This window comes from Bradyrhizobium frederickii (assembly GCF_004570865.1).
Taxonomy (GTDB): Bacteria; Pseudomonadota; Alphaproteobacteria; order Rhizobiales; family Xanthobacteraceae; genus Bradyrhizobium; species Bradyrhizobium frederickii.
In genome coordinates this window covers 287,779-311,147 of sequence record NZ_SPQS01000003.1, presented here as the reverse complement: position 1 = coordinate 311,147, position 23,369 = coordinate 287,779, and the positions used below count along the sequence as shown (strand labels likewise).

Below are 23,369 nucleotides of genomic sequence, written 5' to 3'. Positions count from 1 at the left end.
GCGATGACGCACGACACTTGCCTCGAGGTCACGCCGCCTTGGCGACGTCGACCTTGCGGAAGCGCACCAGCGAAAAATGACCGAGCGGCGGAATCAGGCGGCGTTCGGCGAGCTCCATGCCGTGAGCTCCGGCCAGCCATTTCGTGTAACGCGACCAGGCGAACTCGGCGGTGCGGAAGCCGAGCGGACGCACCACCGGCTGCAGCTTCTGCTCGATGAAGCGGCGCATGCCGGCATCCGCGCTGACGCGGGTGAGGATGATGAGCTCGCCGCCCGGGCGCAGCACGCGGGCGAATTCGTCGAGCGCCTTTTCGGGGTTCGGCACCGCGGTGACGACATATTGCGCCATCACCACGTCGAACGAATTGTCGGGGAATTCGAGCTTCTCGGCGTCCATCACCGCGAGGCCCTCGACATTCTTCAGCTTGCCCTCGGCGACGCGCTGGCGCGCCTTGTCGAGCATCGCTTCCGAAATGTCGGTGCCGAAGACGCGCAAATGCGGCGCGTAGAGCGGCAGCGAGATGCCGGTGCCGACGCCGACCTCGAGCACGCGACCGCCGATCTTGTTGGTGGCCGCGATCGCGGCCTGCCGGCCCTTGGCGAACACGCCGCCGAACACGAGGTCGTAGACCGGGGCCCAGCGGTCATAGGCCTGCTCGACCGTGCCGCGGGTGAGGTCGAGCTGCTGGGTGCCGTCAAGGTTCATGATCTTAGCCATCGATGAGGTTCTCGCTGTGGTTCTAACGAAAGTTCAACCGCGCACCGGCCGCCGCGCCATGCGAGGCGAGGCGCGCAAGGCGCGGCTGGGCTGAAGTGAGGTCAGGTTGCCGACGAACTGGCGCGCGCTGTTCTCCCAGGAACGCTCCAGCGCGAAGTTGCGGCAGGTCTCGCGCGACATGGTGAGCGCGCGCAGGCAGGCGCTGCGCAAATCGTGGTCGATCGCGCCGATCGGATGATCGGCGATGACGTCCTTCGGACCCGTGACCGGAAACGCCGCAACCGGCGTGCCGCAGGCGAGGGCTTCGAGCTGCACCACGCCGAACGTATCGGTCAGGCTCGGAAACACGAACACGTCGGCGGCGGCGAGATGTGCGGTGAGATCGCCCCCCTTCTTCTCGCCGAGGAAGACGGCATCGGGATATTTTCTTTCGAGCGCCGCCTTCTGCGGGCCGCCGCCGACGACGACCTTGGTGCCGGGCAGGTCGAGCGAGAGGAACGCGTCGAGATTCTTCTCCACCGCGACGCGGCCCATGGTCATGAAGATCGGACGGGGCAGATCGAGCCTGGCCGGAGAATCGGGATGAAACAGCTCGGTGTTGACGCCGCGGGTCCAGAAGCCGAGCCGCTTGAAGCCGCGCTCGGACAGCTCCTGCCGCAGCGACGGCGTCGCCACCATGGTCATGGCGGCGGCATCGTGGAAATAGCGCAGCACGGCATAGCCGACGCTTGCGGGGATTCCGGTCCGCACCGCGACGTATTCCGGAAAGCGCGTCGTGTAGGAGGTGGTGAAGGCGAGCCGGTTGCGGCGGCAATAGGCCCGCGCCGCCCAGCCGATCGGGCCTTCGGTCGCGATGTGCAGGGCATCCGGCGCCGCGGTCTCGATCCGCCGCACGATCTCCTTCGCCGAAGGCAACGCAAAGCGCAGGCCCGGATAGGTCGGCAACGGCCAGGACGGAAAGCCGTCCGGGGTCAGGAAGTCGATCTCGACATCGAGGGCCTTGGCCGCATTCGCCAGCGAAGTCAGCGTCCGGACCACGCCGTTGACCTGCGGATGCCAGGCGTCCGTCGCAATTAATACCCGCATGGGAAAATCCCGAGAGTTTGATGATTCTCGGTTTCCGACCATCAACGAAGGATATTTCAGGCGTGTGACGTCATAGAAGTGTCGGCCCGTCGTTTTGTTCGTTAACGGGCGCCTGCGGCCACGAAACTGTCATGAAACAATTCTTGCCGCGGTGAAACCGTTTTCGGTTTTCCGCGCAAATGTCCCGAAACGTTTTGCCGTTAGTGATCTTCGCAACGGAGCACCGCAACGGTGCCGCGGTGGCCGAGACCACCGAGCAAACAGGGGCGATCACATGTTCAATCCGGACACGTTCAAGACGTTTTCGCGCGCCGTTGCTATTGGCGCAGTCGCGGTCTCCGCCATCGCGTTCGCAGGTGCAGCCAAGGCGGCGCCAGTGCAGATCTTCCCCTTCTTCCAGCCGCTGCCGCCGATGGCCGCGCCGCAGCCGTTCCAGCCCTATCAGCCCTATCAGGCGCCGACCTATCAGACCGAGCCGTCCGAGGATCAGGACGCCGTCGAGATGCCGGCCCGCTTCCGCCGCCAGACCGTCGCTTACGCGACGCGCGAAGCGCCGGGCACCATCATCATCGATACGCCGAACACCTATCTCTATTACGTGCTCGGCAACGGCCAGGCGCTGCGCTACGGCATCGGCGTCGGCCGCGACGGCTTCACCTGGTCCGGCATCCAGTCGGTGACCCGCAAGGCCGAGTGGCCCGCCTGGACGCCGCCGCCGGAGATGATCGCCCGCCAGCCCTATCTGCCCCGCCACATGGCCGGCGGCCCCGGTAATCCGCTCGGTGCGCGCGCCATGTATCTCGGCGGCACCATCTACCGCATTCACGGCACCAATGCCCCCGAGACCATCGGCAAGCGCGTTTCGTCCGGCTGCATCCGCATGACCAATGACGACGTCACCGACCTTTATTCCAGGGTCAACGTCGGCACCAAGGTCGTGGTGCTGCCGATGACGGAGCGCCGCGCCGAGCTCGGAACCGCGACGCGCTGAACCGGCAGGACATTGTGACGCAAACGGCCCCGGAACCCGCCGGGGCCGCTTTCGTTTGCCCTCGGCATGTCGGCGCGCTTGCTGCGGCGCGGGTGCCTGATGGAGGCGCAAATGCAATCACGCCTGCAATCCTTGCCGTATCAGTGGCTGCACGCGATCGCCGGCGCCACCACACTGGCGCTGCTCGTGTCCGCGCCCGCCTCGCTCGCGCAGCAGCCTGCGGGCGATCAGGCAGGCAAGCAGGCCTTCAACAATTCCTGCCGCACCTGCCACTCCATGAAGGAAGACGACAACCGCCTCGGCCCCAACCTCAACAAGATCGTCGGCCGCAAAGCCGGCTCGCTGCCGGACTACAGCTACTCCTCGTCGATGAAGGAAGCCGGCTTCGTCTGGGACCAGGACAAGCTGACGCGCTTCATGGTCAAGCCGGACGAGGTGGTGTCGGGCAACAAGATGCAGCCCTATGGCGGCGTCTCGGCAGAGGAAGCGGCAAAGGTGGTTGCGTATCTCCAGGCGGCTTCGCAGTGACGGCCCAGTTTGGTTTCCGGTGATTGCGGCGCATCCTTCGAGACGCCCGCCTGCGGCGGGCCCTCAGGATGAGGGTTGAGTGTGTGGCTCGCAGTGCAGGAATTGAGCCTCATCCTGAGGAGCCGCGTCAGCGGCGTCTCGAAGGACGAGGCGGGCGCGAGGGCTCGCCGCCTATTCCCGCCGTCCCGCCATCAACCGCAGCCACGCCGACGAATGAAACGCGCTCATCAAGAGATACATCGGCACCATGCCGCCGAGCAGCGATCCCTGCCCGGCGGCGCACAACATGTCGGCCGGCCCACCCCCGGCCATGGCCGTCAGCACGGCCATGATCGCGAAGGTCGGTGTCGCCGCCAGGGACAGCCACCTGGCAAGGTGGCGTGCCGCCACAACGCCATTGCGGCCGGCGCCGGCCATTGCGCCGACGGGGCTAGTCACGTCCTTGCGCCGCCTCCTGGCGGAACGCCTTCTCGCCGGCGTCGGAGATCTCGACCCACTTCTTGTCGGGCGCGGCGCCCTCCGTGTAGCTGTCGTGCCAGTTCCACCATTTGTAGGTCGGCGTCTGCGGATAGCCCTTCGGCGAGTCCTCCCAGACCTCCTGACGGCCGAGCGGCGTGATGTCGAGGTAATTCCAGGTGCCGCCCATCTGCTCGTCGCCACGGCTCTTGACGAAATAGGTGCGGAAGATGCGCGTCCCGTCGCGGTAGAACACGTTTGTCCCGTGCCATTCGTCGACGCCGAAATCGGCGTCGAAACTGTCGGTGATGGTGACCCACGGCATGGTCCAGCCCATCCGTTGCTTCAGCCTGATGATATCGGCCTGCGGCGCGCGCGAGGCGAACACCAGCGTGGTGTCGCGGGCATTCAGATGCGCGACGTGGGCGACCTGGTCGGCCACCATGGAGCAGCCGCGGCAGGCGTGATCGGGCCAGCCGAACACGCCGGGCTCGAAGAACGCGCGGTAGACGATCAGCTGCCGCCGGCCCTGGAACAGGTCGACGAGACTGAGCTTGCCGCCGGGCCCCTCGAACGCATAGGTTTTGGAAACTTCCATCCACGGCATGCGCCGGCGCTCGGCGGCCAGGGCGTCACGGGCACGGGTATGCGCCTTCTCCTTCACGAGCAGTTGCTGACGGGCGGCCTCCCAGTCCTGCGGCGACACCACCGGAGGTGTCTGCATCACGGACTGTCCGTTATTCGGTTCGTTCTGGGCTAATGTCATCATGACTCTCCAAATTCTTCGCTTGGGCGATCAGCCTGCGTGTTGCGGAACCGCCCGCCCCCCACCGCACATTGGCCGTCGACAACGATTTCTGGCACCGCGCGGTTGCGCGGTGGGAGTAACAAGTGTGGCGGGATTTGAATGGAGTCGCTGATCACGGCCGCCGCGCGCGCGTTGGAGGCGGGCGATCCGCTCGGTGCCCTGAACCGCGTTGCGCTGCGCAACGACGCGCCGTCGCTGGCGCTGCGCGGCATCGCGATGGCGCAGCTCGGCGACCTCGCCAAGGCCAAGTCGCTGCTGCGAAGCGCTGCGCGCGCGTTCGGGCCGCGCGAGGCGGTGGCGCGGGCAAGATGCGTGGTGGCCGAAGCCGAGATCGCGCTGGTGTCGCGCGACCTGAGCTGGCCCGACAAGACACTCGCCGCGGCGCGCGCGACTCTCGAAAAGCACGGCGATCTCGCCAACGCGGCGCATGCCGGCCACATCGCCGCGCGGCGTCTTCTCCTGCTCGGACATATCGAGGAGGCGGAGCGCACGCTCGCCGGTCTCGCCCCCTTCCCGCTCCCGCCTGCCTCACAAGTCGTTCGCGAGCTCGTGCTGGCCGGCATCGCCATCCGGCGGCTCCGATCGGAGGATGCGCGCGCAGCGCTCGCGCGGGCAGCCCGCGCAGCACGGCAGGCCGCCATCCCCGCACTCGCCGCCGAAGTCGAAAGCGCGAGCCGCGTGCTCGACACGCCGGCGGCGCGCCTGATCACGCGCGGCGAGGAGCGGCCATTGCTGCTTGCGGAGGTCGAGCAGCTGGCGGCATCCGAGGCGCTCGTGGTGGACACGTTCCATCATTCGGTTCGCAGGCGCGGCACCGTCGTGCCGCTCGGCACCCGGCCGGTGCTGTTTGCCCTCGCCCGCATCCTGGCCCAGGCGTGGCCTGCGGATGTCTCGCGCCAGACGCTGATCGCAACCGCGTTTCGCGGCAAGCATCTTGATGAATCGCATCGCGCGCGGTTGCGCGTCGAGATCGGCCGGCTCCGCACCAAGCTCAAACCGCTCGCAGACGTGAACGCGACGAAGCAGGGATTTGCGCTGGCGCCGCGCAGGACGCGCGACATCCTCGTGCTGGCGCGGCCGGTGGATGAAAAGCACGCCACCGTCCTCGCTCTCCTCTCCGACGGCGAGCCGTGGTCGAGCTCGGCGCTCGCGCTGGCGCTGGGAACGAGCCCACGCACAGTGCAGCGGGCCCTCGACGAGCTGGCGCGCGCGAACAAGGTGCAATGCTTCGGGCACGGACGGGCGCGGCGCTGGATGACGCCGCCGGTCCCGGGTTTCCCGACAGGCTTGTTACTCCCCACGCCGCTCCTGAAGACGTAACGTTAGGACCACATCACAGGGAGCAAAGCAGATGAAGCGTTCAGCCGCCGAGATCATCAGGGAGTACGGGCCGTTTGAGGGCGTCGAGGCCGTGCATGGGGTCACCTATGACGGCAGCCATGTCTGGTTCGCATCCGGCGACAAGTTGAACGCGGTCGATCCGGCCAGCGGCAAGGTCGCGCGCTCCATCGATGTCGCCGCCCATGCGGGAACGGCATTCGACGGGAGATACCTGTTCCAGATCGCCGAGGACCGCATCCAGAAGATCGATGCGGCCTCTGGCGAGGTGCTCGGCACCATCCCGGCCCCCGGCGGCGGCGGCGATTCCGGCCTTGCCTGGGCCGAGGGCTCGCTTTGGGTCGGACAATATCGCGAGCGCAAGATCCATCAGGTCGACCCGGAAACCGGAAAGGTTCTCCGCACCATCGAGAGCAAGCGCTTCGTCACCGGCGTCACCTGGGTCGATGGCGAGCTCTGGCACGGCACCTGGGAAGGCGAGGACAGCGATTTGCGGCGGATCGACCCCGAAACGGGAAAAGTGATCGAGCAACTCGACATGCCCGACGGCACGATCGTGTCAGGCTTGGAGTCCGATGGCGGCGACCGCTTCTTCTGCGGCGGTGGCACTAGCGGCAAGGTGAGAGCGGTCCGGCGCCCGCGGCAAAGCTAGTCCTGCGTCCTGCGTGACCGCGCGGCGACGGTGCCTTCTCAGCCGTTAACCCATTCGCCGCAATTCCACCCCACCGGTGCGCTCTAGCGCCCTGCTCGCTCGCCCTGTAGAATCCCGGCCGGGGCGGCTTGGGGGATTGATGCGACTTTCGTTGAATCTGAAGACCATCCTGGTCGGCATCGCCGTGCTCGCGGCGTCCTTCTTCATCAGCCTGAAGGCGATGGACCTGCTGTCGCCGCGCGCGACGAATTCCGCCCCGCCGGTCGCACAATTGCCGCCGTTGCCGCCCGCCGCCAAGAGCTCGATCGTGATCGCGCCGGTCGCCATCGCGCTCTCGGCGATCCGCGAGCAGGCCGAGAAGGCCGCGCCGCGCAATTTCGCCGGCAAAGCCGACAACCCGATCTCGCAGATCCTGGAGAACGCCGACATCGGCTGGTCCGCCGTGCGCGGGCCGATGGCCGCGGCCGGCGACAAGGACGTGCTGACGATCTCGACGCCGCTCTCCGGCAAACTGAACGTGACGGGCTCGCTGTCGGCGAAGGCCACGGGCGCGCTCGGCGACGCGCTCGGCAGCGTGCTTGGCGGTGACGCCGCGAAACGGATCGGCGCAGTCAACATCAAGAATTTGAACGCCAGCGCGGAGATCAAGGGCAACGTGGTCGTCACCTCGCGCCCGAAGCTCGCAGCCAATTGGCATCTCGAGCCAAATCTCGGCGCCCAGGTCAACCTCGGCGACACCAACCTCAATGTCTCCGGCGCCAAGGTCAACGTGCCGGCGCAGGTGAAGCCGCTGATCGACAAGAATGTCGGCGAGCAGATCAACATCGTCTCCGAGCGCATCCGCAACGATCCGAGCCTGCGCGAGAATGCGAAGCTGCAATGGGCCAAGGCGTGCCGCTCGATCCCGCTGCAGGGTTCGGGCGCCTCGGCCGCGCTGCCGCCGCTCTGGCTGGAGATGAAACCGATCCGCGCCATCGCCGCGCAGCCGCGCGTCGACGCGCAGGCCGTGACGCTGCTGTTGGGCCTGGAAGCCGAGACGCGCGTCACCTCGACGCCGACCAAGCCGAACTGTCCGTTTCCCGACAAGATCTCGATCGTGCCGCCCACCGGCACCGGCGTGAACATCGGCGTGCCGATCGACGTGCCCTTCACCGAGATCAACAAGCTGATCGCCGCGCAGATGGTCGGCCGCACCTATCCCGAGGACGGCTCGGGCCCGGTCGACGTCACCGTGAAGAGCGCCAACGTGATCCCGTCGGGGGACCGGCTGCTGATCTCGCTGCTGGTGCGCGCCAAGGAGAAGAAGAGCTGGCTCGGCCTCGGCGCCGAAGCGACCGTGCACATCTGGGGGCGCCCGGTGCTCGACCAGGCGCAACAGACGCTGCGGCTCACCGACATCCAGCTCGCGGTGGAGTCCGAGGCGGCATTCGGCCTCTTGGGCGCCGCGGCGCGCGCCGTGGTGCCGCAGATGCAGCAGGCGCTGCTGCAGAAGGCGACACTCGACCTGAAGCCGATCGCCGCCAACGCCCGCGAGAAGATCGCCGCCGCAATCGCCGATTACCAGAAGAGTGAGGACGGCCTCAAGGTCGATGCCAAGATCGACAGCCTGACGCTGGCCGACATCGCCTTCGATTCCAAGACCTTGCGCGTGGTCGCTGAAGCCGGCGGCTCGCTGAATGTGTATGTGAGCAAGCTGTCGGGGATGTAGCGCGCTTTCACTCGCTCTCACGGCTATCGCATTTTGAGAGCTTTTCCCTGCAGCCATCCTTCGAGACGCCCGCTTTGGGCGGGCTCCTCAGGATGAGGACGGAGCGAGGGGCAGCAGTTTCAAAAGGGCACTCACGCCGATTAGCCTCATCCTGAGGAGGCGCGTAAGCGCCGTCTCGAAGGACGAGGCGCGCGCGCAGGCTGCCGCCCCGGGCCATATGCGATAGCCTACACTCGCCGGAAGCGCACGCCTCTTCATCGGTCGGCCCGCTGGCATTCTCATCGGAGGATGCTAAGCTGCCCCCAGCCACCTCGAACGAGGTGCTGACAAGCATTGTAGCGGCAAGCCGAGGACAACATGGAAGCCGGCATGGTGACGCCCGCGCCGGCATTGGTGCGCTTTTCCGGCATTCAGAAGACCTATGATGGCGAGCACCTCGTGGTGAAGAACCTCGACCTCGACATCAGGAAGGGCGAGTTCATCACCCTGCTCGGCCCGTCGGGCTCGGGCAAGACGACCACGCTGATGATGCTGGCCGGCTTCGAGGTGCCGACCCATGGCGAGATCTATCTCGCTGACCGGCCGATCAAGACCATGCCGCCGCACAAGCGCGACATCGGCATGGTGTTCCAGAACTATGCCTTGTTTCCGCACCTGACGATCGCCGAGAACATCGCCTTCCCGCTATCCGTTCGCAAAACGAGCAAGGCGGACGTGCAGGAGCGCGTGGCTGCGGCGTTGCGCATGATCAAGATGGAAAACCTGGCGCACCGGCGGCCCGGACAGCTGTCCGGCGGCCAGCAGCAGCGCGTGGCGCTGGCCCGCGCGCTGGTCTTCAATCCGCAGCTCGTGCTGATGGACGAGCCGCTCGGCGCCCTCGACAAGCGCCTGCGCGAGCAGATGCAGCTGGAGATCAAGCAGTTGCACGAGACGATGGGCATCACGATCGTCTACGTCACCCACGATCAGAGCGAAGCGCTCACCATGTCCGACCGCATCGCCGTGTTCAACGACGGCATCGTGCAGCAGATCGACAAGCCCGACGCGCTGTACGAGCACCCGGTCAACAGCTTCGTCGCCCATTTCATCGGCGAGAACAACGTGCTGGCCGGCACCGTCGAGACGGTCGACAAGGACTATTGCCGCGTCGCGCTGACCGGTGGCGGCGCCGTCACCGCCCGGGCGGTCAACGTCTCGGGCGCGGGCGCGTCCACCGCGCTCTCGGTGCGGCCGGAGCGGATCGCCATTGTCACGGACGACAGCTCCAGCGACGGACCAAACCGCCTGCCGGCGAGGGTGCAGAACACCATCTATCTTGGCGACCACGCGCTGGCCGTGCTCGACGTCGCCGGCAACGGCGAGTTCATGGTCAAGCTTCAGCCGGGCGCACATGGCAGCCTGAGACATGGCAAAAGCGTGTTCATCACCTTCCGCCCAGAGGATTGCCTCGCCCTCGATCCGGTCTGATCCAACGCACGCGGACTTGAAGTACGCAACCTCAACGCAACTCGCACGAAGAAGGAACCAAGACCATGATGAAGCGCAAGATTGGCAGGATTGCTCTGGGTTTCGCCGCGGCGCTCGGTGCCAGCGCTGCGCTGGCGACGGTCGCACAGGCGCGTGACCTCACCGTCGTGTCGTGGGGCGGCGCCTATCAGGAGGCCCAGAAGAAGGTCTACTTCGAGCCGTTCAAGAAGGCGGCCGGAATTGCCATGAACGACGAGTCCTGGGACGGCGGCGTCGGCGTGCTGCGCGCCAAGGTGCAAGGCGGTGCCGCCACCTGGGACGTCGTCCAGGTCGAGAGCGACGAGCTCGCGGTCGGCTGCGAGGAAGGGCTGTTCGAGAAGCTGGACTATACCAAGATCGGCGGCGAGGCCGCCTATATCCCGCCATCGGTCAATCCGTGCGGCGTCGGCGCCATCCTCTACGACTTCGTGCTCGGCTACGACAAGGACAAGCTGAAGGAAGCCCCGAAGGGCTGGGCCGACTTCTTCGACACCAAGAAGATTCCGGGCAAGCGCGCCCTGCGTCAGGGCCCGAAGACCACGCTGGAAATCGCGCTGATGGCCGACGGCGTCGCACCGAAAGACGTCTACAAGGTGCTGGCCACCGACGAGGGCGTCGAGCGCGCCTTCAAGAAGCTCGACTCCATCAAGGGCGACATCGTCTGGTGGAAGGCCGGCGCCCAGCCGCCGCAACTGCTCGCCTCCGGCGAGGTGGCGATGACCTCGGTCTACAATGGCCGCATCGACACCGCGAACAAGAACGAGAAGAAGAACTTCGGCATGGTGTGGGACGGCGCGCTGTTCACGCTCGACAGCTGGGTCATCCTGAAGGGCAGTCCGAACAAGGACGCCGCCTACAAGTTCCTGGACTTCGTCGGCAAGGCGGAGAACCAGGCGAAACTGTCGGAGAACATCGCCTACGGCACCTCGAACAAGGACGCGGCCGGCAGGCTCGCCCCCGCCGTTCTGAAGGACCTGCCGACTGCGCCTGACAACATCAAGAACGCGGTCGAGATCAACGTCGCCTTCTGGCTCGAGAACATCGACCGCCTGACCGAGCGCTTCAACAAATGGGCCGCGAAATAGCGCCTTGCCGAATAGGTAAGAGATGCGTGGCGGACGACTCGTCCGCGGCGCATCCTTCGAGACGCCCGCCTGCGGCGGGCCCTCAGGATGAGGTCTGAGTCTGTGGCAGCAACTTTGCAAGCAGCGATGTCGATGAGCCTCATCCTGAGGAGACCGCGAAGCGGTCGTCTCGAAGGACGAGGCGCTTGCCCAGGCCACTCCAACAGGCCCTCTCCATGACGACAGCGTACCTGACCGGCGCCAATACCCAGACCGAGGTGCCGCTCAAGCGCCGATTGAGGCGTGCGGAGCGGACGCGCCAGGTCAAGGCATTGGCGCTGGTCGCGCCGCTTCTCGTCTTCCTGCTCTTCACCTTCGCCGGGCCCATCGCCGGCATGTTGTGGCGCGCGGTCGATGACAGGGAGGTGCGTCAGGTTCTGCCTCAAACCATAGCTGCTCTCGCCGATTGGGACGGCAAGGACCTGCCGGACGAAAAAGCCTATTCAGCACTGGCAAGCGACGTGCTGGCGGCGCGCGCCGCCGGCACCATCGCCATCGCGGCGAAGCGGTTGAACTACGCGCTGAACGGTTTTCGCACGATCCTGACCAGCACCGCCCGCAATCTGAAGGCCGCGCCCGAGCCCGGCACCGCCAAGGAGACGCTGAGCAAGATCAATCCGGCCTGGCGCGAACGCGCCACCTGGACGACGATCAAGGACGCCAGCGGCCCCATCACGGGCTTCTACCTTCTGGCGGCGCTCGATCTCGTGCAGAACGTGGACGGCGCGATCGTCGCGGCCCCGCCGGACCAGGCCATCTACCGCAGCCTGTTCGTCCGCACCTTCGTCATCAGTCTCAGCGTCACCGTCCTCTGCCTGATCCTCGGCTTCCCGGTCGCTTACCTCTTGGCGACGCTGCCGCAGGGTAAATCGAACCTCCTGATGATCTTCGTCCTGCTGCCGTTCTGGACGTCGCTTCTGGTCCGCACCTGCGCCTGGATCGTGCTGCTGCAGAGCAAGGGCGTCGTCAACGACAGCCTGCACTGGCTTGGCATCATCGACGAGCCGCTGCGCCTGATCTACAACCGTTTCGGCGTCTGCGTGGCCATGACCCACGTTCTGCTGCCGTTCATGATCCTGCCGCTGTACAGCAGCATGAAGGCGATTTCGCCGGCTTACTTGCGCGCCGCCGCCTCGCTTGGCGCACCGCCGGTCACCGCCTTCCTGCGCATCTACCTGCCTCAGACCCTGCCGGGGATCGGCGCGGGAAGCCTGCTCGTCTTCATCCTGGCGCTCGGCTATTACATCACACCGGCCCTGGTCGGCGGCGCCGCCGACCAGATGATAAGCTATTTCATCGCGCTCTACACCACCGACACGGCCAATTGGGGCCTCGCTTCGGCGCTCGGTGCCGTGCTGCTGCTCGCCACCATTCTCCTGGCGCTCGTCTACGGCAAGCTGGTGCAGGGCCAGCAGGTCACCGGAGGCATGAAGAATTGAGCGACAATTCCGCCCTGCGCACGCCCAGCCAACGCATCGCGTGGACCGCGACCATCGTCGTCTCCACGCTGGTGTTCGTCTTCCTGATCGCGCCGATCCTCGCGATCATGCCGCTGTCCTTCAGCTCGGGCTCCTACCTCACCTATCCGCTGCCCGGGCTGTCCTTGCGCTGGTACGAGGACTTCATCACCTCGCCGCGCTGGATGAATGCGCTGAAGAACAGCGTGATCATCGGCGTCGCCTCGACCGCACTGTCGATGGTGCTTGGCACGCTGGCCGCGCTGGGGCTGGCGCAGTGGAAGAGCCGGTTCAAGCCGCTCGTGCTGGCTTTCGTGCTGTCGCCGGTCGTCGTGCCCGGCGTCATCACCGCGGTTGGCCTGTATTTCTTCTTTGCGCCGATCGGACTGACCGGCAGCTATCTCGGCTTGATCCTGGCCCACACCGCGCTGGCGACGCCCTTCGTGGTGATCACGGTCGGCGCGACGCTGCAAAGCTTCGACACCAACCTGGCGCGCGCCGCCGCCTCGCTCGGCGCCTCGCCGCTCGAAGCGTTCCGCCGCGTGATCCTGCCGCTGATCCTGCCCGGCCTCGCCTCGGGGGCGCTGTTCGCCTTCGCGACCAGCTTCGACGAGGTGGTGATCGTGCTGTTCATGGCGGGGCCCGAGCAGCGCACCCTGCCGCGCGAGATGTTCAGCGGCATTCGCGAGAACATCAGCCCAACCATCACGGCCGCGGCATTGATCCTGACCAGTGTGTCGGTCATCCTCCTCGCCACCATGGAAGCCCTGCGCCGCCGCAACGAGCGGCTCAAGGCCGGCGGCTGAGCGGAGGGTTATCGTTCCCTCTTCCCGCAAGCCGGGCGACGCAAAAAACGACACGACAGCGCGCCCGGTGAAAACCGGGCGCGCTTCGTTCAGATGGCTAGAAGCCCATTACTCCGAATACTTGAACTGCGGCATGTTCTTCAGCTCGTCCTTGCTGGCGTTGAACACGGCGTGATCCGGATACCATTTCGACGCGGACGACGTCGTGGTCGCGGCGGGCTTGTCGGTGCCGGTGGCGGCGCCGGTGGTCGTCGTCGTCGCGGGCTTGGCGCCCGGGTTCGTGCCGGTGCCGGTATAGGCCACGGCCTCGTTGACGAACTTCAGCTTCTCGTAGGGCACGGCGACCAGATGCTCGCCGAGGCCGAGGAAGCCGCCGACGCCGATCACGGCGATCTTGATGTCGCCGTTCTTGTCCATCAGCAGGTCGTTGATGGTGCCGATGTTCTCGTTGGCTTCGTTATAGACCTTCAGGCCGTCCATCTTGGACGTACGCCACTGGCCGGACGCCGTGGTCGTAGCCGTGGACGTCGTGGCGGAAGGCGCCGCCTTGTCGGTGGTGGCGGTCGGTGCTTGCGCGAACGCAACGGTCGTAAGCAGTGCGGTGCCGGCAAGACCGGCGACGATCGACTTCATCATGTTGTCCTCTCCTTCAACGAAACTCGTGCGGAGAAAACAGCGCTGACCACGCGCAGTTCCGTGCACGCCGCAATTTCGTCGCGTTGCGCGCGCGCACGCGCGGCTGTTCCTGCGTCACTCAGGAACATATTGCGATGCACGGTTCCCCGCCGACGACCGTGCGCCCTGGGTGAAGCACGATCGCGGCGAGGAGCCGCGCCGACCCGCGTCGCTCGGGGTCAGCTCTTGTGGTCGATCAGAAGATCTTGGCGGGTTTCGCCACTGACCACGCCACGGTACGGTTAACGGCCTTAACGAGAGCTTGCCGCTGCGCGACGGCGCGATTGCGGCCTGTTGCGGCAAGCCGGGCAGAAACAATCCGAAACAAAAATCCTCGCCATTTGGCCCGAATCTTGGACAAACAAAGGGCATGGCCATTCCCAATCCCAACATCCTCGTCGTCGAGGACGACCGCGAAACCCGGACGTTGATTGCGAAGTACCTGCGCAACAACGCCTGCAACGTCACCGCCGTGAGCGATGGCCGCGAGATGTCGCGCGCCATGGCCGATCACCGCGTCGATCTCATCATTCTCGACGTCATGCTGCCCGGCGAGGACGGCCTCAGCCTGTGCCGCAAGGTACGCGCCGAGGGACAGACGCCGATCATCATGCTGACCGCGCGCGGCGAGGACGTCGACCGCATCGTCGGCCTCGAGATGGGCGCGGACGATTATCTGCCAAAGCCCTTCAACCCGCGCGAGCTGCTCGCCCGCATCAACGCGGTGCTGCGCCGCCAGGCCGCGGCGCAAGCGGCAAGCTCGATCGAGGGCGCCTCCACGCTCACCTTCGAGGGCTGGCACATCGATCTGCGGCTGCGCGAATTGCGCAATCCGGAAGGTGCGCGCGTCGCGGTGACCAGCGCCGAATTCGATCTCTTGCGCACGTTCTGCGAACGGCCGGGCCGCGTGCTGTCGCGCGACAGCCTGCTCGACCTCACGCAGGGACGCAACACCGGCTCGTTCGAGCGCTCCATCGACGTGCTCGTCAGCCGCATCCGCCGCAAGATCGAGCCCAACCCGGCCGATCCCACCCTCATCAAGACGGTGCGCTCCGGCGGCTATCTGTTCACGCCGCGAACGCAGGTCGCAAACCTTCAAGCGACAGGCCTTCAGGCGGCAAGCCCTCAAGCCGCGAGCACTGAAGCGGTCGCAGCGCCCCTGAGCAATTGACGGGGACGCCGACGATGAAGCCGTTCGGGTTCTTTCACCTCAAGGGGATCGGCGGGCAGATCGCCGCGCTGGTGCTGGCTTCGACCGTCGCGCTCCATCTCGTCGTCACCACCGCCTTCCTGATCAGCCGGCCGGACCGCTCCGACGCGCCGCCGGACGGCGCGCATCAGCTGACCGATGCCGCGCTGCTGCTCGGCGCGGCCGAGGCCGGCGAGCGCCCGCGCCTCCTCGCCGATCTCGCGCGCGCCTTCCCCAAGCTCGGCATCGAAATGCTCGCCCCTGGCACCGCAAGTGTCGAGGAGAGCGACAATCAGCCCCTGCGCGGGATGCGCCGCCATCTCGGGCGCGGCTACAAGGCGGTCCAGCTTGCCTCGCGCGGCTCCCAATCCCGCATCGGCGTCGAATTGCCCGACGGCACCATGATCGCCGGGCATGTCGACGGCGGGCCGCGGCCATGGTTCTGGGGCGCGCCCTGGCTGATGGCGCTGATGACCGCCTTCATCTGCGTCACCGTGCTCGGCCTGTGGGCGGCGCGCGCGCTGGCCGCGCCGCTGTCGTCATTCGCCAAGGCCGCCGAGAATTTCAGCCTGGACGGCGGGGCCGAACCGCTGCCCGAGCGCGGTCCGGAAGAGATCCGCTCGGTGGCGCGCGCCTTCAACCGCATGCACGAGCGGATCGCCCTGCTGATGTCGGATCGCACCAGGATGCTGGCCGCGATCAGCCACGATCTGCGCACGCCGATCACGCGGCTGCGGCTGCGTGCCGAGTTCATCGAGGACGAGGGCCACCGCAAGCGCATGCTGATCGACCTCGACCAGATGCGCGCGATGCTGGAATCGGTGTTGTCGCTGTTGCGCAACGACCGCAAGGTCGAGGCCGCGACGCTGGTCGACATCGCGAGCACGCTCCAGCTCATCGCCGATCAGTTCGGCGACATGGGCCATGTCGTGCGTTACGACGGGCCCGCATCCGCGACCGCCGCCGCGCGGCCCGACGATCTGCATCGCGGCGTCACCAACCTCGTCGAGAACGCGGTGCGCTTCGGCGCCGAGGTGACGATCCGCCTCGACGTCTTGGGCAGCAGGTTGGTCATCGACGTCGAGGACGACGGCCCCGGCATTTCGGATGCGCGCAAGCAGGAGGTGCTGGAGCCGTTCGTCCGGGGCGACGATGCGCGCACCATGGACGAATCCACCGGCTTCGGGCTCGGCCTGTCGATCGCGCGTGCCATCGCGCTCGCCCATGGCGGCGAGCTGTCGCTGCACGACCGCGTCCCGCACGGACTGATCGTGCGGATGCAATTGCCGCTCTGGCAGCAGCCCAGGCTCGCCGCCTAATGCATGATCCGGAAAAGTGCGCAGCGGTTTTCCGAAACGATCATGCTTAAACAACAACCTAAAGCGCGATGACGATTCATCCTAATCGCATCGCGCTTTAGGCGCTTGCTTCACCTCTTCCCAGCGGGGAGAGGTGAAGACGACCGTGCTACATGGCGGAACGTCCTACGCCGCGAGCGGCGGGTGCTCGACGGCCGCCTCGTCGTAGACCGCCACCGCCTCGAAGCGATAATTGCAGACGTGGCAGGTCCAGAGATAGGAGACGCGGCCCTCGCCCGGCTCGATCCAGTCGGGCCGCGGGATCGGCGTGCCGCACTGGGCACAGGGATTTTGCCTGGGGGTGTCGCTGAGGATTGCTTTCGTCATGGCACCTCTCCCGTTTTGCAGCGTTTTCTTATTCGCTTTCGCGCGCCCGCGCGAATAGACAGGCTTGCTGCCGCGAGCGGGCATCCGCCTGAGGGAACCCGTAACCCGCCATTGCGTCGTCACAGTGGCCCTGCGCCGCAAAATCGCCATTGGCGGCGTTTGGTCACATCATCGCCGCGTTCGGAAGGCCTAACGGCGGCCGGGCGCGGGTCACACCAAGGGCCTCAGGAATATCTGATGAAAATTTTACGCATTGCCGCGCTGCTCGCGGCCGGACTGACATTGCCGCAGGCCGCGTTCGCCGGCCAAGCCGAATATGCCGAGATGGTCGCGGCCCACGCCCGTGCCAACGGCGTGCCGGAAGCGCTGGTGCACCGCGTGATCATGCGCGAGAGCCGCTATCAGCCCCACCTCGTCGGCCGCGGCGGCACCATCGGCCTGATGCAGATCAAGCTCGCGACCGCCCGCGGCGTCGGCTACACCGGCGACGCCGCCGGCCTGCGCGATCCCAACACCAACCTCACCTATGCCGTGAAATACCTCGCCGGCGCCTATCGCGCCGCCAATGGCGACCACGCCCGCGCCGTGCGCTATTTCGCCGGCGGCTATTACTACGCCGCCAAGCGCCAGCGGCAGGAAGCCGTGCAGGTCGCAAACATCGGCGAGACCAATATGGGCCAGCCGTGGCTCGAGCCGAACGGCAATCCGCAGCCGATGTTCGGCAACGTCCCGCACCGAAAGCTGGCTCAGCGCGTCCGCAACGCGCGGGCGCAGGCCTCGAAGTAACTCCCGTGTCCCGGACAAGCGGCAGCGTGCAACGCTGCTGCGCAGAGCCGGGACCCAGTGCTCTCTCCGCAAATGGGCCCCGGCTCTGCAGCGCACCACTGCGTGATGCGCTGCGTCCGGGGCACGTCGGGTTCCCAGCAACACGCGTTGACCGCCCCGCCCCACTGTCCTACATTAGCACCGTTCCGAGGGGTGCTCCGAGGAGGAGCTGAGATACCGCTAAATGGGCAATCCTGCCCAGGACCGCGGTGACCCTTTGAACCTGATCCGGGTCATGCCGGCGAAGGGACAGGGATGTTGCAGAAGACCAAGCGACCGGATTCCCCGGTATCCATCATCGGCGCAGGCATCGCGGGAGCTTGGCAGGCCCTGCTGTTCGCGCAGGCCGGTCATGCCGTGACCTTGCACGAGCGCGGTGACGAGGCGATGACGGACGCCACCAGCCATTGGGCCGGCGGCATGCTCGCGCCCTATTGCGAGGCGGAAATCGCCGAACCCATCATCAGCCGCCTGGGGCTGCGCTCCCTCGACATCTGGCGGCGCGAGCTGCCCGACACGCCGTTCAACGGCTCGCTCGTCGTCGCCCATCCGCGCGAGCGCAACGACTTCGAGCGCTTTGCGCGCATGACCGAGGACCACCGCCGGCTCGACGCCGCCGGCCTCGCCGAGCTCGAGCCATCGCTGGAAGGCCGCTTCCGCGACGCGCTGTTCTTCCCGGCCGAGGGCCATGTCGAGCCGCGCCGCGTGCTGCCGCAGCTGCATGAGCGCATCCGCGCCGCCGGCGGCACCATCAAGTTCGAAAGCGACGTGACCGCGAATGATCTCGCCAAGGACCCTGACCGCATCGTGATCGACTGCCGCGGCCTCGGTGCCCGCGACGAGCAGAGCGAGCTTCGCGGCGTCAAGGGCGAGATGATCCTGATCGAGACGGCCGAGGTGCAGCTTGCGCGCCCGGTGCGGCTGATGCATCCGCGCTGGCCGCTCTACGTGATCCCGCGCGAGAACAATCTGTTCATGCTGGGCGCGACCTCGATCGAGTCCGAGGACACCGGCGTCAGCGTCCGCTCCGCGCTGGAGCTCCTGGGCGCAGCCTACACCGTGCACCCGGCGTTCGGCGAAGCCCGCATCGTCGAGTTCGGCTCGGGGCTTCGTCCCGCTTATCCCGACAATCTGCCGCGCATCGGCATTCGCGGTAGGACGATCTCCGTCAACGGCCTCTACCGCCACGGCTTCCTGATCGCGCCTGCGCTCGCCGAGCTGACGCTCGCCTATGTCGAGCGCGGCCAGATCGACAATGAGGTGATGCAATGCGGGTGATCGTGCCATGCGTTTGATCGTCAACGGCGAGCAGCGCGAGGTGAACGCGGCCAGCGTCGATGCGCTGCTCTCCGAGCTCGACTACGAGGGCACCCATTTCGCGATCGCGCTCAACTACGACGTCGTGCCGAAGAGCCGCTGGGCCGAGACGAGCTTGAAAGCCGGCGACGAGATCGAGATCATCACGCCGCGGCAGGGAGGGTGAGCGGGATGCTCTCACCAAGCACTCCGCTGTCATCGCCCGGCTTGACCGGGCGATCCAGTACGCCGCGGCTTCACGTTTCTAGCCGCGCTGCCGCGGAGTACTGGATCCCCGCCTTCGCGGGGATGACAGCAACATCTGGGCTGACACCGTCCTTCAAGGAGACACCTTCAACATGGTGACCTTCTACGGCAAGACCTTCGCCTCGCGCCTTTTGATCGGCAGCGCGCTCTATCCCTCGCCGGCGATCATGCAGGAAGCGATCCGCGCCTCCGGCGCCAGCATCGTCACGGTGTCGCTGCGGCGCGAATCCGCGGGCGGCAAGACCGGGGATGCGTTCTGGAAGCTGATCCGCGAGCTCGACGTGACAGTGCTGCCGAACACCGCGGGATGCCGCACCGTGCGCGAGGCGGTGACCACCGCCAAGCTCGCGCGTGAGCTGTTCGGCACCAATTGGATCAAGCTCGAGGTCATCGCCGACAACGACACGCTGCAGCCCGACGTCGTCGGCCTGGTCGAAGCCGCCGCAATCCTGATCAAGGACGGCTTTGAAGTGTTCCCCTATTGCACCGAGGATCTCTCGGTCGCCAACCGCCTGGTCGATGCCGGCTGCAGGGTGGTGATGCCGTGGGCAGCGCCGATCGGCAGCGCGAAGGGCATCACCAATCGCGATGCGCTGAAGCTGATGCGCGACCGGCTGCCCGACATCACGCTGGTGGTCGATGCCGGCCTGGGCGCGCCCAGCCACGCGGCGCAGGCGCTGGAGCTCGGCTTTGATGCCGTGCTGCTCAACACCGCGATCGCAAAGGCCGCGGACCCGGTCGCGATGGCCAAGGCCTTCCGCCTCGGAATCGAGGCCGGCCGCACCGCCTTCGAGGCCGGGCTGATGAACGCCCGCGACTTCGCCTCCCCCTCCACCCCTGTCGTTGGGACCCCGTTCTGGCATGCCGTATCCTGATCGATTCTATCCCGTCGTCGACAGCCTGGCGTGGGTCGAGCGCCTGACCAGGCTCGGCGTCGGCACCATCCAGCTGCGCGCCAAGGAGCTTGACGACGGCCAGGCCTTGCAGATGGTCACCGACGCGCTGGCGATCACCCAGGGCACGCAAGCCAAGCTGGTCGTGAACGATTATTGGCGCGCCGCGATCGTCGCCGGCGCCAAATATCTGCATCTCGGCCAGGAGGATCTCGCCGAGGCCGACCTCAAGGCGATCCGCGAGGCGGGCCTGTCACTTGGCATCTCCACGCATGACGATGCCGAGCTTGAAACCGCGCTCGAAGCCAAGCCCGATTACGTCGCCCTCGGCCCGATCTTCTTCACCACACTCAAATCGATGCGCTTCGAGCCGCAGGGCATTCCGAAGATCACCGAATGGAAGCAGCGCATCGGCGATATCCCGCTGGTCGCCATCGGCGGCATCAAGTTCGAGCACGCCGCGGAGATCTTTGCCGCCGGCGCGGATTCGATCGCGGTGGTCAGCGACGTCACGCAGAACCCCGACCCGGACGCCCGCGTGCGGCAATGGCTCGGCCTGTCGCAGGAGGCGGCGTGATGCATGTCCGGCTCTCCCTAAATACTCCGCCGTCATCGCCCGGCTTGACCGGGCGATCCAGTACGCCGCGGCTTCTCGGCTCTGGCCGCACCGCCTCGGAGTACTGGATCCCCGCTTTCGCGGGGATGACAGCTGGAATCGACGCCCGCGCAGCGAAACTAACGAATTAAGGAGGATCCCATGAACATCCGCTCCAATCCCGACAAGACCGTTCCCGCCGTCACCACCGGCCCCCTTCCCTCCTCGCGCAAGATCTTCGCGAGCCCCGACGCCGCGCCCGATCTGCGCGTGCCCCTGCGCGAGATCATCCTGTCCGAAGGCGCGGGCGAGCCCAACCTGCCGGTCTACGACACCTCGGGCCCCTACACCGACCCCTCCGTGACCATCGACGTCAACGCCGGCCTTGCGCGCAATCGCAAGCAATGGGTGCTGGAGCGCGGCGGCGTCGAGGAATATGAGGGCCGCCAGGTCAAGCCGGAAGACAATGGCAGCGTCTCCACCGACAAGGCCGCGCGCGCCTTCTCGGCCTATCACAAGCCCTTGCGCGGCCTCGACGGCCACAAGATCACCCAGCTCGAATTCGCCCGCGCCGGCATCGTCACCAAGGAGATGATCTACGTCGCCGCGCGCGAGAATCTCGGCCGCAAGCAGCAGCTCGAGCGCGCGGAAGCCGCGCTCGCCGACGGCGAGAGCTTCGGCGCCTCCGTGCCCGCCTTCATCACGCCGGAGTTCGTGCGCGACGAGATCGCGCGCGGCCGCGCCATCATTCCCTGCAACATCAATCACAGCGAACTCGAGCCGATGATCATCGGCCGCAACTTCCTGACCAAGATCAACGCCAATATCGGCAACTCCGCGGTGACCTCGTCGGTCGAGGAGGAGGTCGAGAAGATGGTGTGGGCGATCCGCTGGGGCGCCGACACCGTGATGGACTTGTCGACGGGCCGCAACATCCACACCACGCGTGAGTGGATTCTGCGCAACTCGCCGGTGCCGATCGGCACCGTGCCGATCTACCAGGCGCTGGAGAAGTGCAACGGCGATCCGGTGAAGCTGACCTGGGAGCTCTACAAGGACACCCTGATCGAGCAATGCGAGCAGGGCGTCGACTATTTCACCATCCACGCCGGCGTGCGCCTGCAATACATCCACCTCACCGCCAGCCGCGTCACCGGCATCGTCTCGCGCGGCGGCTCGATCATGGCGAAGTGGTGCCTGGCGCATCACAAGGAAAGCTTCCTCTATACGCATTTCGACGAGATCTGCGACCTCATGCGCAAGTATGACGTCTCGTTCTCGCTCGGCGACGGCCTCCGTCCGGGCTCCATCGCCGACGCCAACGACCGCGCGCAGTTCGCGGAGCTGGAGACGCTCGGCGAGCTCACCAAGATTGCGTGGGACAAGGGCTGCCAGGTCATGATCGAAGGCCCCGGCCACGTGCCGATGCACAAGATCAAGATCAACATGGACAAGCAGCTCAAGGAGTGCGGCGAGGCGCCGTTCTACACGCTGGGACCGCTGACCACCGACATCGCGCCGGGTTATGACCACATCACGTCGGGCATTGGCGCTGCCATGATCGGCTGGTTCGGCTGCGCCATGCTCTGCTACGTCACGCCAAAGGAGCATCTCGGCCTGCCCGACCGCAACGACGTGAAAACGGGCGTGATCACCTACAAGATCGCCGCCCACGCCGCCGACCTCGCCAAGGGCCACCCCGCCGCGCAACTGCGCGACGACGCGCTCTCCCGCGCCCGGTTCGAATTCCGCTGGACCGACCAGTTCAACCTCGGCCTCGACCCCGACACCGCGAAGAGCTACCACGACGAGACCCTGCCGAAGGAAGCCCACAAGGTCGCCCATTTCTGCTCGATGTGCGGCCCAAAGTTCTGCTCGATGAAGATCACCCAGGACGTGCGCGACTACGCGGCGACGCTGAACGATCCGAACAGCGTCGGCATGTCGATGGCCGGCACCGCCGAAGACGGCATGGCCAAGATGAGCGCGAAGTTCAAGGAGATGGGCTCAAGCGTGTATCTCGATGCGGAGAAGGTGAAGGAGAGTAATCGGGTGTTGTGAGGGCCCTCCGTTCTTCATGCCCGGGCTTGACCCGGGCATCCATCTAGAAGGCCGGGCGGACAGCCCGGCTTTTTTGCGAGACGTCGCTTCAAAGAACCATGTTCTTCAACAATGGCTGCTGCCCTTTGACAGCGGACGAGCATTCCGCTTCCCAAGGGAAACGCCGATCGACGTCCTGCCAGATGACCTGGAGACAGGGGAATGCGAGCCGGGATTTCCAGTAGAACCAGATCGCGGTGCCGAGATACTCGGGATAGGCCGCGAACGGCACCTGCCAGAAGCCGAGCTTGTAGTCGTTCTCCAGCATGTCGTCGGAAATGTCGCCGTCGGCGAATTTCTGACCAGACGCCACCCGATCGCGAATGAGATTGATGATGGCCGACGCATTTTCGGAACTCTGGCCGAACATGATGAGCTCGGGGTGGCCATAGTTCAGATACAGGCCAATTGAAAAGGCAAATGGTGGACTGGCGCCAGGGATGCCAACGATATGACAACCAAAATCGCGGACGTTGCGAAGAATGACCTTGTCCGCTTCGTGCTCTGGCTCGGGCCAATCGAATTGATCTTGCATCCTTTACCCCGATGAGGCTGGCGGGCATGCCTCACGCATCTTGCCCAACCTACCGCAACAGCGTGAAGGATAGATAGAACACTCGTGGGGCGAACGAAACGCACGACAGCTTTAACTGCCAGTTCCACGCC

24 protein-coding genes and 1 riboswitch are annotated in these 23,369 nt (G+C 66.0%); of the genes, 17 read left to right on the top strand and 7 right to left on the bottom strand.

Annotation, left to right across the window (positions count from 1 at the left end; genetic code table 11):
* Nucleotides 1-28: 28 nt before the first annotated feature.
* Together E4K64_RS07005 and E4K64_RS07000 are read right to left on the bottom strand one after the other, a co-directional pair.
* Nucleotides 29-718 (bottom strand): class I SAM-dependent methyltransferase, encoded by a 690-nt coding sequence (locus tag E4K64_RS07005; RefSeq protein ID WP_126255240.1) that lies wholly within the window; start codon nt 716-718, stop codon nt 29-31.
* Nucleotides 719-751: 33 nt separating this feature from the next.
* Entirely contained in the window at nt 752-1,804 is a 1,053-nt protein-coding gene (locus E4K64_RS07000) for a glycosyltransferase family 4 protein (RefSeq protein WP_167771851.1), read from the bottom strand.
* A gap of 274 nt (nt 1,805-2,078) precedes the next feature.
* Between E4K64_RS07000 and E4K64_RS06995 the strand changes: the two genes are divergently transcribed.
* Together E4K64_RS06995 and E4K64_RS06990 are read left to right on the top strand one after the other, a co-directional pair.
* Nucleotides 2,079-2,795, top strand: coding sequence for a L,D-transpeptidase (locus E4K64_RS06995; RefSeq protein WP_135162846.1), 717 nt, complete (start codon nt 2,079-2,081; stop codon nt 2,793-2,795).
* Nucleotides 2,796-2,906: 111 nt separating this feature from the next.
* Nucleotides 2,907-3,323, top strand: a complete 417-nt coding sequence (locus tag E4K64_RS06990) for a c-type cytochrome (RefSeq protein WP_167771850.1) — start codon at nt 2,907-2,909, stop codon at nt 3,321-3,323.
* Nucleotides 3,324-3,494: 171 nt separating this feature from the next.
* On the opposite strand, the gene E4K64_RS06985 is transcribed toward E4K64_RS06990, so the two are convergent.
* Together E4K64_RS06985 and E4K64_RS06980 are read right to left on the bottom strand one after the other, a co-directional pair.
* Complete coding sequence (locus tag E4K64_RS06985) at nt 3,495-3,761, bottom strand: hypothetical protein (RefSeq protein WP_135162843.1); 267 nt, start codon at nt 3,759-3,761, stop codon at nt 3,495-3,497.
* Nucleotides 3,754-4,545, bottom strand: a complete 792-nt coding sequence (locus E4K64_RS06980) for a DUF899 domain-containing protein (RefSeq protein ID WP_430642475.1) — start codon at nt 4,543-4,545, stop codon at nt 3,754-3,756. Before E4K64_RS06980 ends, E4K64_RS06985 begins: the two co-directional genes overlap by 8 nt.
* A 141-nt stretch (nt 4,546-4,686) precedes the next feature.
* Here E4K64_RS06980 and E4K64_RS06975 point away from each other — a divergent pair, with 141 nt between their 5' ends.
* The 7 genes from E4K64_RS06975 (at nt 4,687) to E4K64_RS06945 (ending at nt 13,178) form a co-directional block, all read left to right on the top strand.
* Nucleotides 4,687-5,907 carry a helix-turn-helix domain-containing protein gene (locus tag E4K64_RS06975; protein WP_135162840.1) on the top strand — a complete coding sequence of 407 codons (1,221 nt, stop codon included), beginning with the start codon at nt 4,687-4,689 and terminating at the stop codon, nt 5,905-5,907.
* A gap of 31 nt (nt 5,908-5,938) precedes the next feature.
* The gene (locus E4K64_RS06970) at nt 5,939-6,577 is read left to right on the top strand and encodes a Vgb family protein (RefSeq protein WP_135162838.1); all 639 of its coding nucleotides are present in this window, start codon (nt 5,939-5,941) and stop codon (nt 6,575-6,577) included.
* Between the two features lie 139 nt (nt 6,578-6,716).
* A complete protein-coding gene (locus tag E4K64_RS06965; protein ID WP_135162836.1) occupies nt 6,717-8,285 on the top strand; it encodes a DUF4403 family protein in 1,569 nt (522 codons plus the stop codon).
* 357 nt (nt 8,286-8,642) lie between these two features.
* Nucleotides 8,643-9,752: an ABC transporter ATP-binding protein gene (locus E4K64_RS06960; RefSeq protein ID WP_135162834.1), complete on the top strand. Its 1,110-nt coding sequence runs from the start codon at nt 8,643-8,645 to the stop codon at nt 9,750-9,752.
* 65 nt (nt 9,753-9,817) lie between these two features.
* Complete coding sequence (locus tag E4K64_RS06955) at nt 9,818-10,876, top strand: ABC transporter substrate-binding protein (RefSeq protein WP_135162832.1); 1,059 nt, start codon at nt 9,818-9,820, stop codon at nt 10,874-10,876.
* A 215-nt stretch (nt 10,877-11,091) separates the two neighbouring features.
* Entirely contained in the window at nt 11,092-12,354 is a 1,263-nt protein-coding gene (locus E4K64_RS06950; protein WP_135162831.1) for an ABC transporter permease, read from the top strand.
* On the top strand, nt 12,351-13,178 hold the full coding sequence (locus E4K64_RS06945) for an ABC transporter permease (protein ID WP_164718322.1): 828 nt from the start codon (nt 12,351-12,353) through the stop codon (nt 13,176-13,178). The genes E4K64_RS06950 and E4K64_RS06945 overlap by 4 nt, the downstream gene beginning before the upstream one ends.
* Before the next feature lie 108 nt (nt 13,179-13,286).
* On the opposite strand, the gene E4K64_RS06940 is transcribed toward E4K64_RS06945, so the two are convergent.
* On the bottom strand, nt 13,287-13,814 hold the full coding sequence (locus E4K64_RS06940) for a PRC-barrel domain-containing protein (protein WP_135162829.1): 528 nt from the start codon (nt 13,812-13,814) through the stop codon (nt 13,287-13,289).
* Between the two features lie 409 nt (nt 13,815-14,223).
* On the opposite strand from E4K64_RS06940, the gene E4K64_RS06935 reads away from it, so the two are divergent.
* Nucleotides 14,224-15,024 carry a response regulator gene (locus tag E4K64_RS06935; protein WP_135162827.1) on the top strand — a complete coding sequence of 267 codons (801 nt, stop codon included), beginning with the start codon at nt 14,224-14,226 and terminating at the stop codon, nt 15,022-15,024.
* A 14-nt stretch (nt 15,025-15,038) separates the two neighbouring features.
* Nucleotides 15,039-16,361 carry an ATP-binding protein gene (locus E4K64_RS06930; protein WP_135162826.1) on the top strand — a complete coding sequence of 441 codons (1,323 nt, stop codon included), beginning with the start codon at nt 15,039-15,041 and terminating at the stop codon, nt 16,359-16,361.
* A 165-nt stretch (nt 16,362-16,526) separates the two neighbouring features.
* On the opposite strand, the gene E4K64_RS06925 is transcribed toward E4K64_RS06930, so the two are convergent.
* Nucleotides 16,527-16,727, bottom strand: a complete 201-nt coding sequence (locus tag E4K64_RS06925; protein WP_135162824.1) for a hypothetical protein — start codon at nt 16,725-16,727, stop codon at nt 16,527-16,529.
* Nucleotides 16,728-16,964: 237 nt separating this feature from the next.
* On the opposite strand from E4K64_RS06925, the gene E4K64_RS06920 reads away from it, so the two are divergent.
* From E4K64_RS06920 to thiC, 6 genes are all read left to right on the top strand, one after another.
* Nucleotides 16,965-17,513, top strand: coding sequence for a lytic transglycosylase domain-containing protein (locus tag E4K64_RS06920; protein ID WP_135162823.1), 549 nt, complete (start codon nt 16,965-16,967; stop codon nt 17,511-17,513).
* Nucleotides 17,514-17,691: 178 nt separating this feature from the next.
* Nucleotides 17,692-17,820, top strand: a riboswitch (TPP riboswitch).
* The gene (locus tag E4K64_RS06915; protein WP_135162821.1) at nt 17,808-18,830 is read left to right on the top strand and encodes an FAD-dependent oxidoreductase; all 1,023 of its coding nucleotides are present in this window, start codon (nt 17,808-17,810) and stop codon (nt 18,828-18,830) included. Its footprint overlaps the riboswitch before it by 13 nt.
* A gap of 7 nt (nt 18,831-18,837) precedes the next feature.
* Complete coding sequence (gene thiS / locus E4K64_RS06910; protein WP_126255223.1) at nt 18,838-19,035, top strand: sulfur carrier protein ThiS; 198 nt, start codon at nt 18,838-18,840, stop codon at nt 19,033-19,035.
* 172 nt (nt 19,036-19,207) lie between these two features.
* A complete protein-coding gene (locus E4K64_RS06905; RefSeq protein ID WP_135162819.1) occupies nt 19,208-19,990 on the top strand; it encodes a thiazole synthase in 783 nt (260 codons plus the stop codon).
* Entirely contained in the window at nt 19,977-20,585 is a 609-nt protein-coding gene (locus E4K64_RS06900) for a thiamine phosphate synthase (RefSeq protein WP_135162818.1), read from the top strand. The genes E4K64_RS06905 and E4K64_RS06900 overlap by 14 nt, the downstream gene beginning before the upstream one ends.
* 180 nt (nt 20,586-20,765) lie before the next feature.
* Nucleotides 20,766-22,664, top strand: a complete 1,899-nt coding sequence (gene thiC / locus E4K64_RS06895; protein WP_135162816.1) for a phosphomethylpyrimidine synthase ThiC — start codon at nt 20,766-20,768, stop codon at nt 22,662-22,664.
* A gap of 88 nt (nt 22,665-22,752) precedes the next feature.
* Here the strand turns inward: thiC and E4K64_RS06890 are convergent, their stop codons facing one another.
* The gene (locus tag E4K64_RS06890; protein ID WP_135162814.1) at nt 22,753-23,238 is read right to left on the bottom strand and encodes a DUF4262 domain-containing protein; all 486 of its coding nucleotides are present in this window, start codon (nt 23,236-23,238) and stop codon (nt 22,753-22,755) included.
* Nucleotides 23,239-23,369 lie beyond the last annotated feature (131 nt).

What these genes read in the sequence shown, in the direction of transcription:
- E4K64_RS06970 (WP_135162838.1), top strand. Translation starts at nt 5,939, where the DNA reads ATGAAGCGTTCAGCCGCCGAGATCATCAGGGAGTACGGGCCGTTTGAG.
- E4K64_RS06900 (WP_135162818.1), top strand. Translation starts at nt 19,977, where the DNA reads ATGCCGTATCCTGATCGATTCTATCCCGTCGTCGACAGCCTGGCGTGG.
- E4K64_RS06940 (WP_135162829.1), bottom strand. Translation starts at nt 13,814, where the DNA reads ATGATGAAGTCGATCGTCGCCGGTCTTGCCGGCACCGCACTGCTTACG.
- E4K64_RS06960 (WP_135162834.1), top strand. Translation starts at nt 8,643, where the DNA reads ATGGAAGCCGGCATGGTGACGCCCGCGCCGGCATTGGTGCGCTTTTCC.
- E4K64_RS06935 (WP_135162827.1), top strand. Translation starts at nt 14,224, where the DNA reads ATGGCCATTCCCAATCCCAACATCCTCGTCGTCGAGGACGACCGCGAA.
- E4K64_RS06995 (WP_135162846.1), top strand. Translation starts at nt 2,079, where the DNA reads ATGTTCAATCCGGACACGTTCAAGACGTTTTCGCGCGCCGTTGCTATT.
- E4K64_RS06950 (WP_135162831.1), top strand. Translation starts at nt 11,092, where the DNA reads ATGACGACAGCGTACCTGACCGGCGCCAATACCCAGACCGAGGTGCCG.
- E4K64_RS06905 (WP_135162819.1), top strand. Translation starts at nt 19,208, where the DNA reads ATGGTGACCTTCTACGGCAAGACCTTCGCCTCGCGCCTTTTGATCGGC.
- E4K64_RS06925 (WP_135162824.1), bottom strand. Translation starts at nt 16,727, where the DNA reads ATGACGAAAGCAATCCTCAGCGACACCCCCAGGCAAAATCCCTGTGCC.
- E4K64_RS06930 (WP_135162826.1), top strand. Translation starts at nt 15,039, where the DNA reads ATGAAGCCGTTCGGGTTCTTTCACCTCAAGGGGATCGGCGGGCAGATC.
- E4K64_RS06975 (WP_135162840.1), top strand. Translation starts at nt 4,687, where the DNA reads ATGGAGTCGCTGATCACGGCCGCCGCGCGCGCGTTGGAGGCGGGCGAT.
- E4K64_RS07005 (WP_126255240.1), bottom strand. Translation starts at nt 718, where the DNA reads ATGGCTAAGATCATGAACCTTGACGGCACCCAGCAGCTCGACCTCACC.
- E4K64_RS06955 (WP_135162832.1), top strand. Translation starts at nt 9,818, where the DNA reads ATGATGAAGCGCAAGATTGGCAGGATTGCTCTGGGTTTCGCCGCGGCG.
- thiC (WP_135162816.1), top strand. Translation starts at nt 20,766, where the DNA reads ATGAACATCCGCTCCAATCCCGACAAGACCGTTCCCGCCGTCACCACC.
- E4K64_RS06980 (WP_430642475.1), bottom strand. Translation starts at nt 4,545, where the DNA reads ATGACATTAGCCCAGAACGAACCGAATAACGGACAGTCCGTGATGCAG.
- E4K64_RS06920 (WP_135162823.1), top strand. Translation starts at nt 16,965, where the DNA reads ATGAAAATTTTACGCATTGCCGCGCTGCTCGCGGCCGGACTGACATTG.
- thiS (WP_126255223.1), top strand. Translation starts at nt 18,838, where the DNA reads ATGCGTTTGATCGTCAACGGCGAGCAGCGCGAGGTGAACGCGGCCAGC.
- E4K64_RS06890 (WP_135162814.1), bottom strand. Translation starts at nt 23,238, where the DNA reads ATGCAAGATCAATTCGATTGGCCCGAGCCAGAGCACGAAGCGGACAAG.
- E4K64_RS06965 (WP_135162836.1), top strand. Translation starts at nt 6,717, where the DNA reads ATGCGACTTTCGTTGAATCTGAAGACCATCCTGGTCGGCATCGCCGTG.
- E4K64_RS06990 (WP_167771850.1), top strand. Translation starts at nt 2,907, where the DNA reads ATGCAATCACGCCTGCAATCCTTGCCGTATCAGTGGCTGCACGCGATC.
- E4K64_RS06915 (WP_135162821.1), top strand. Translation starts at nt 17,808, where the DNA reads ATGTTGCAGAAGACCAAGCGACCGGATTCCCCGGTATCCATCATCGGC.
- E4K64_RS07000 (WP_167771851.1), bottom strand. Translation starts at nt 1,804, where the DNA reads ATGCGGGTATTAATTGCGACGGACGCCTGGCATCCGCAGGTCAACGGC.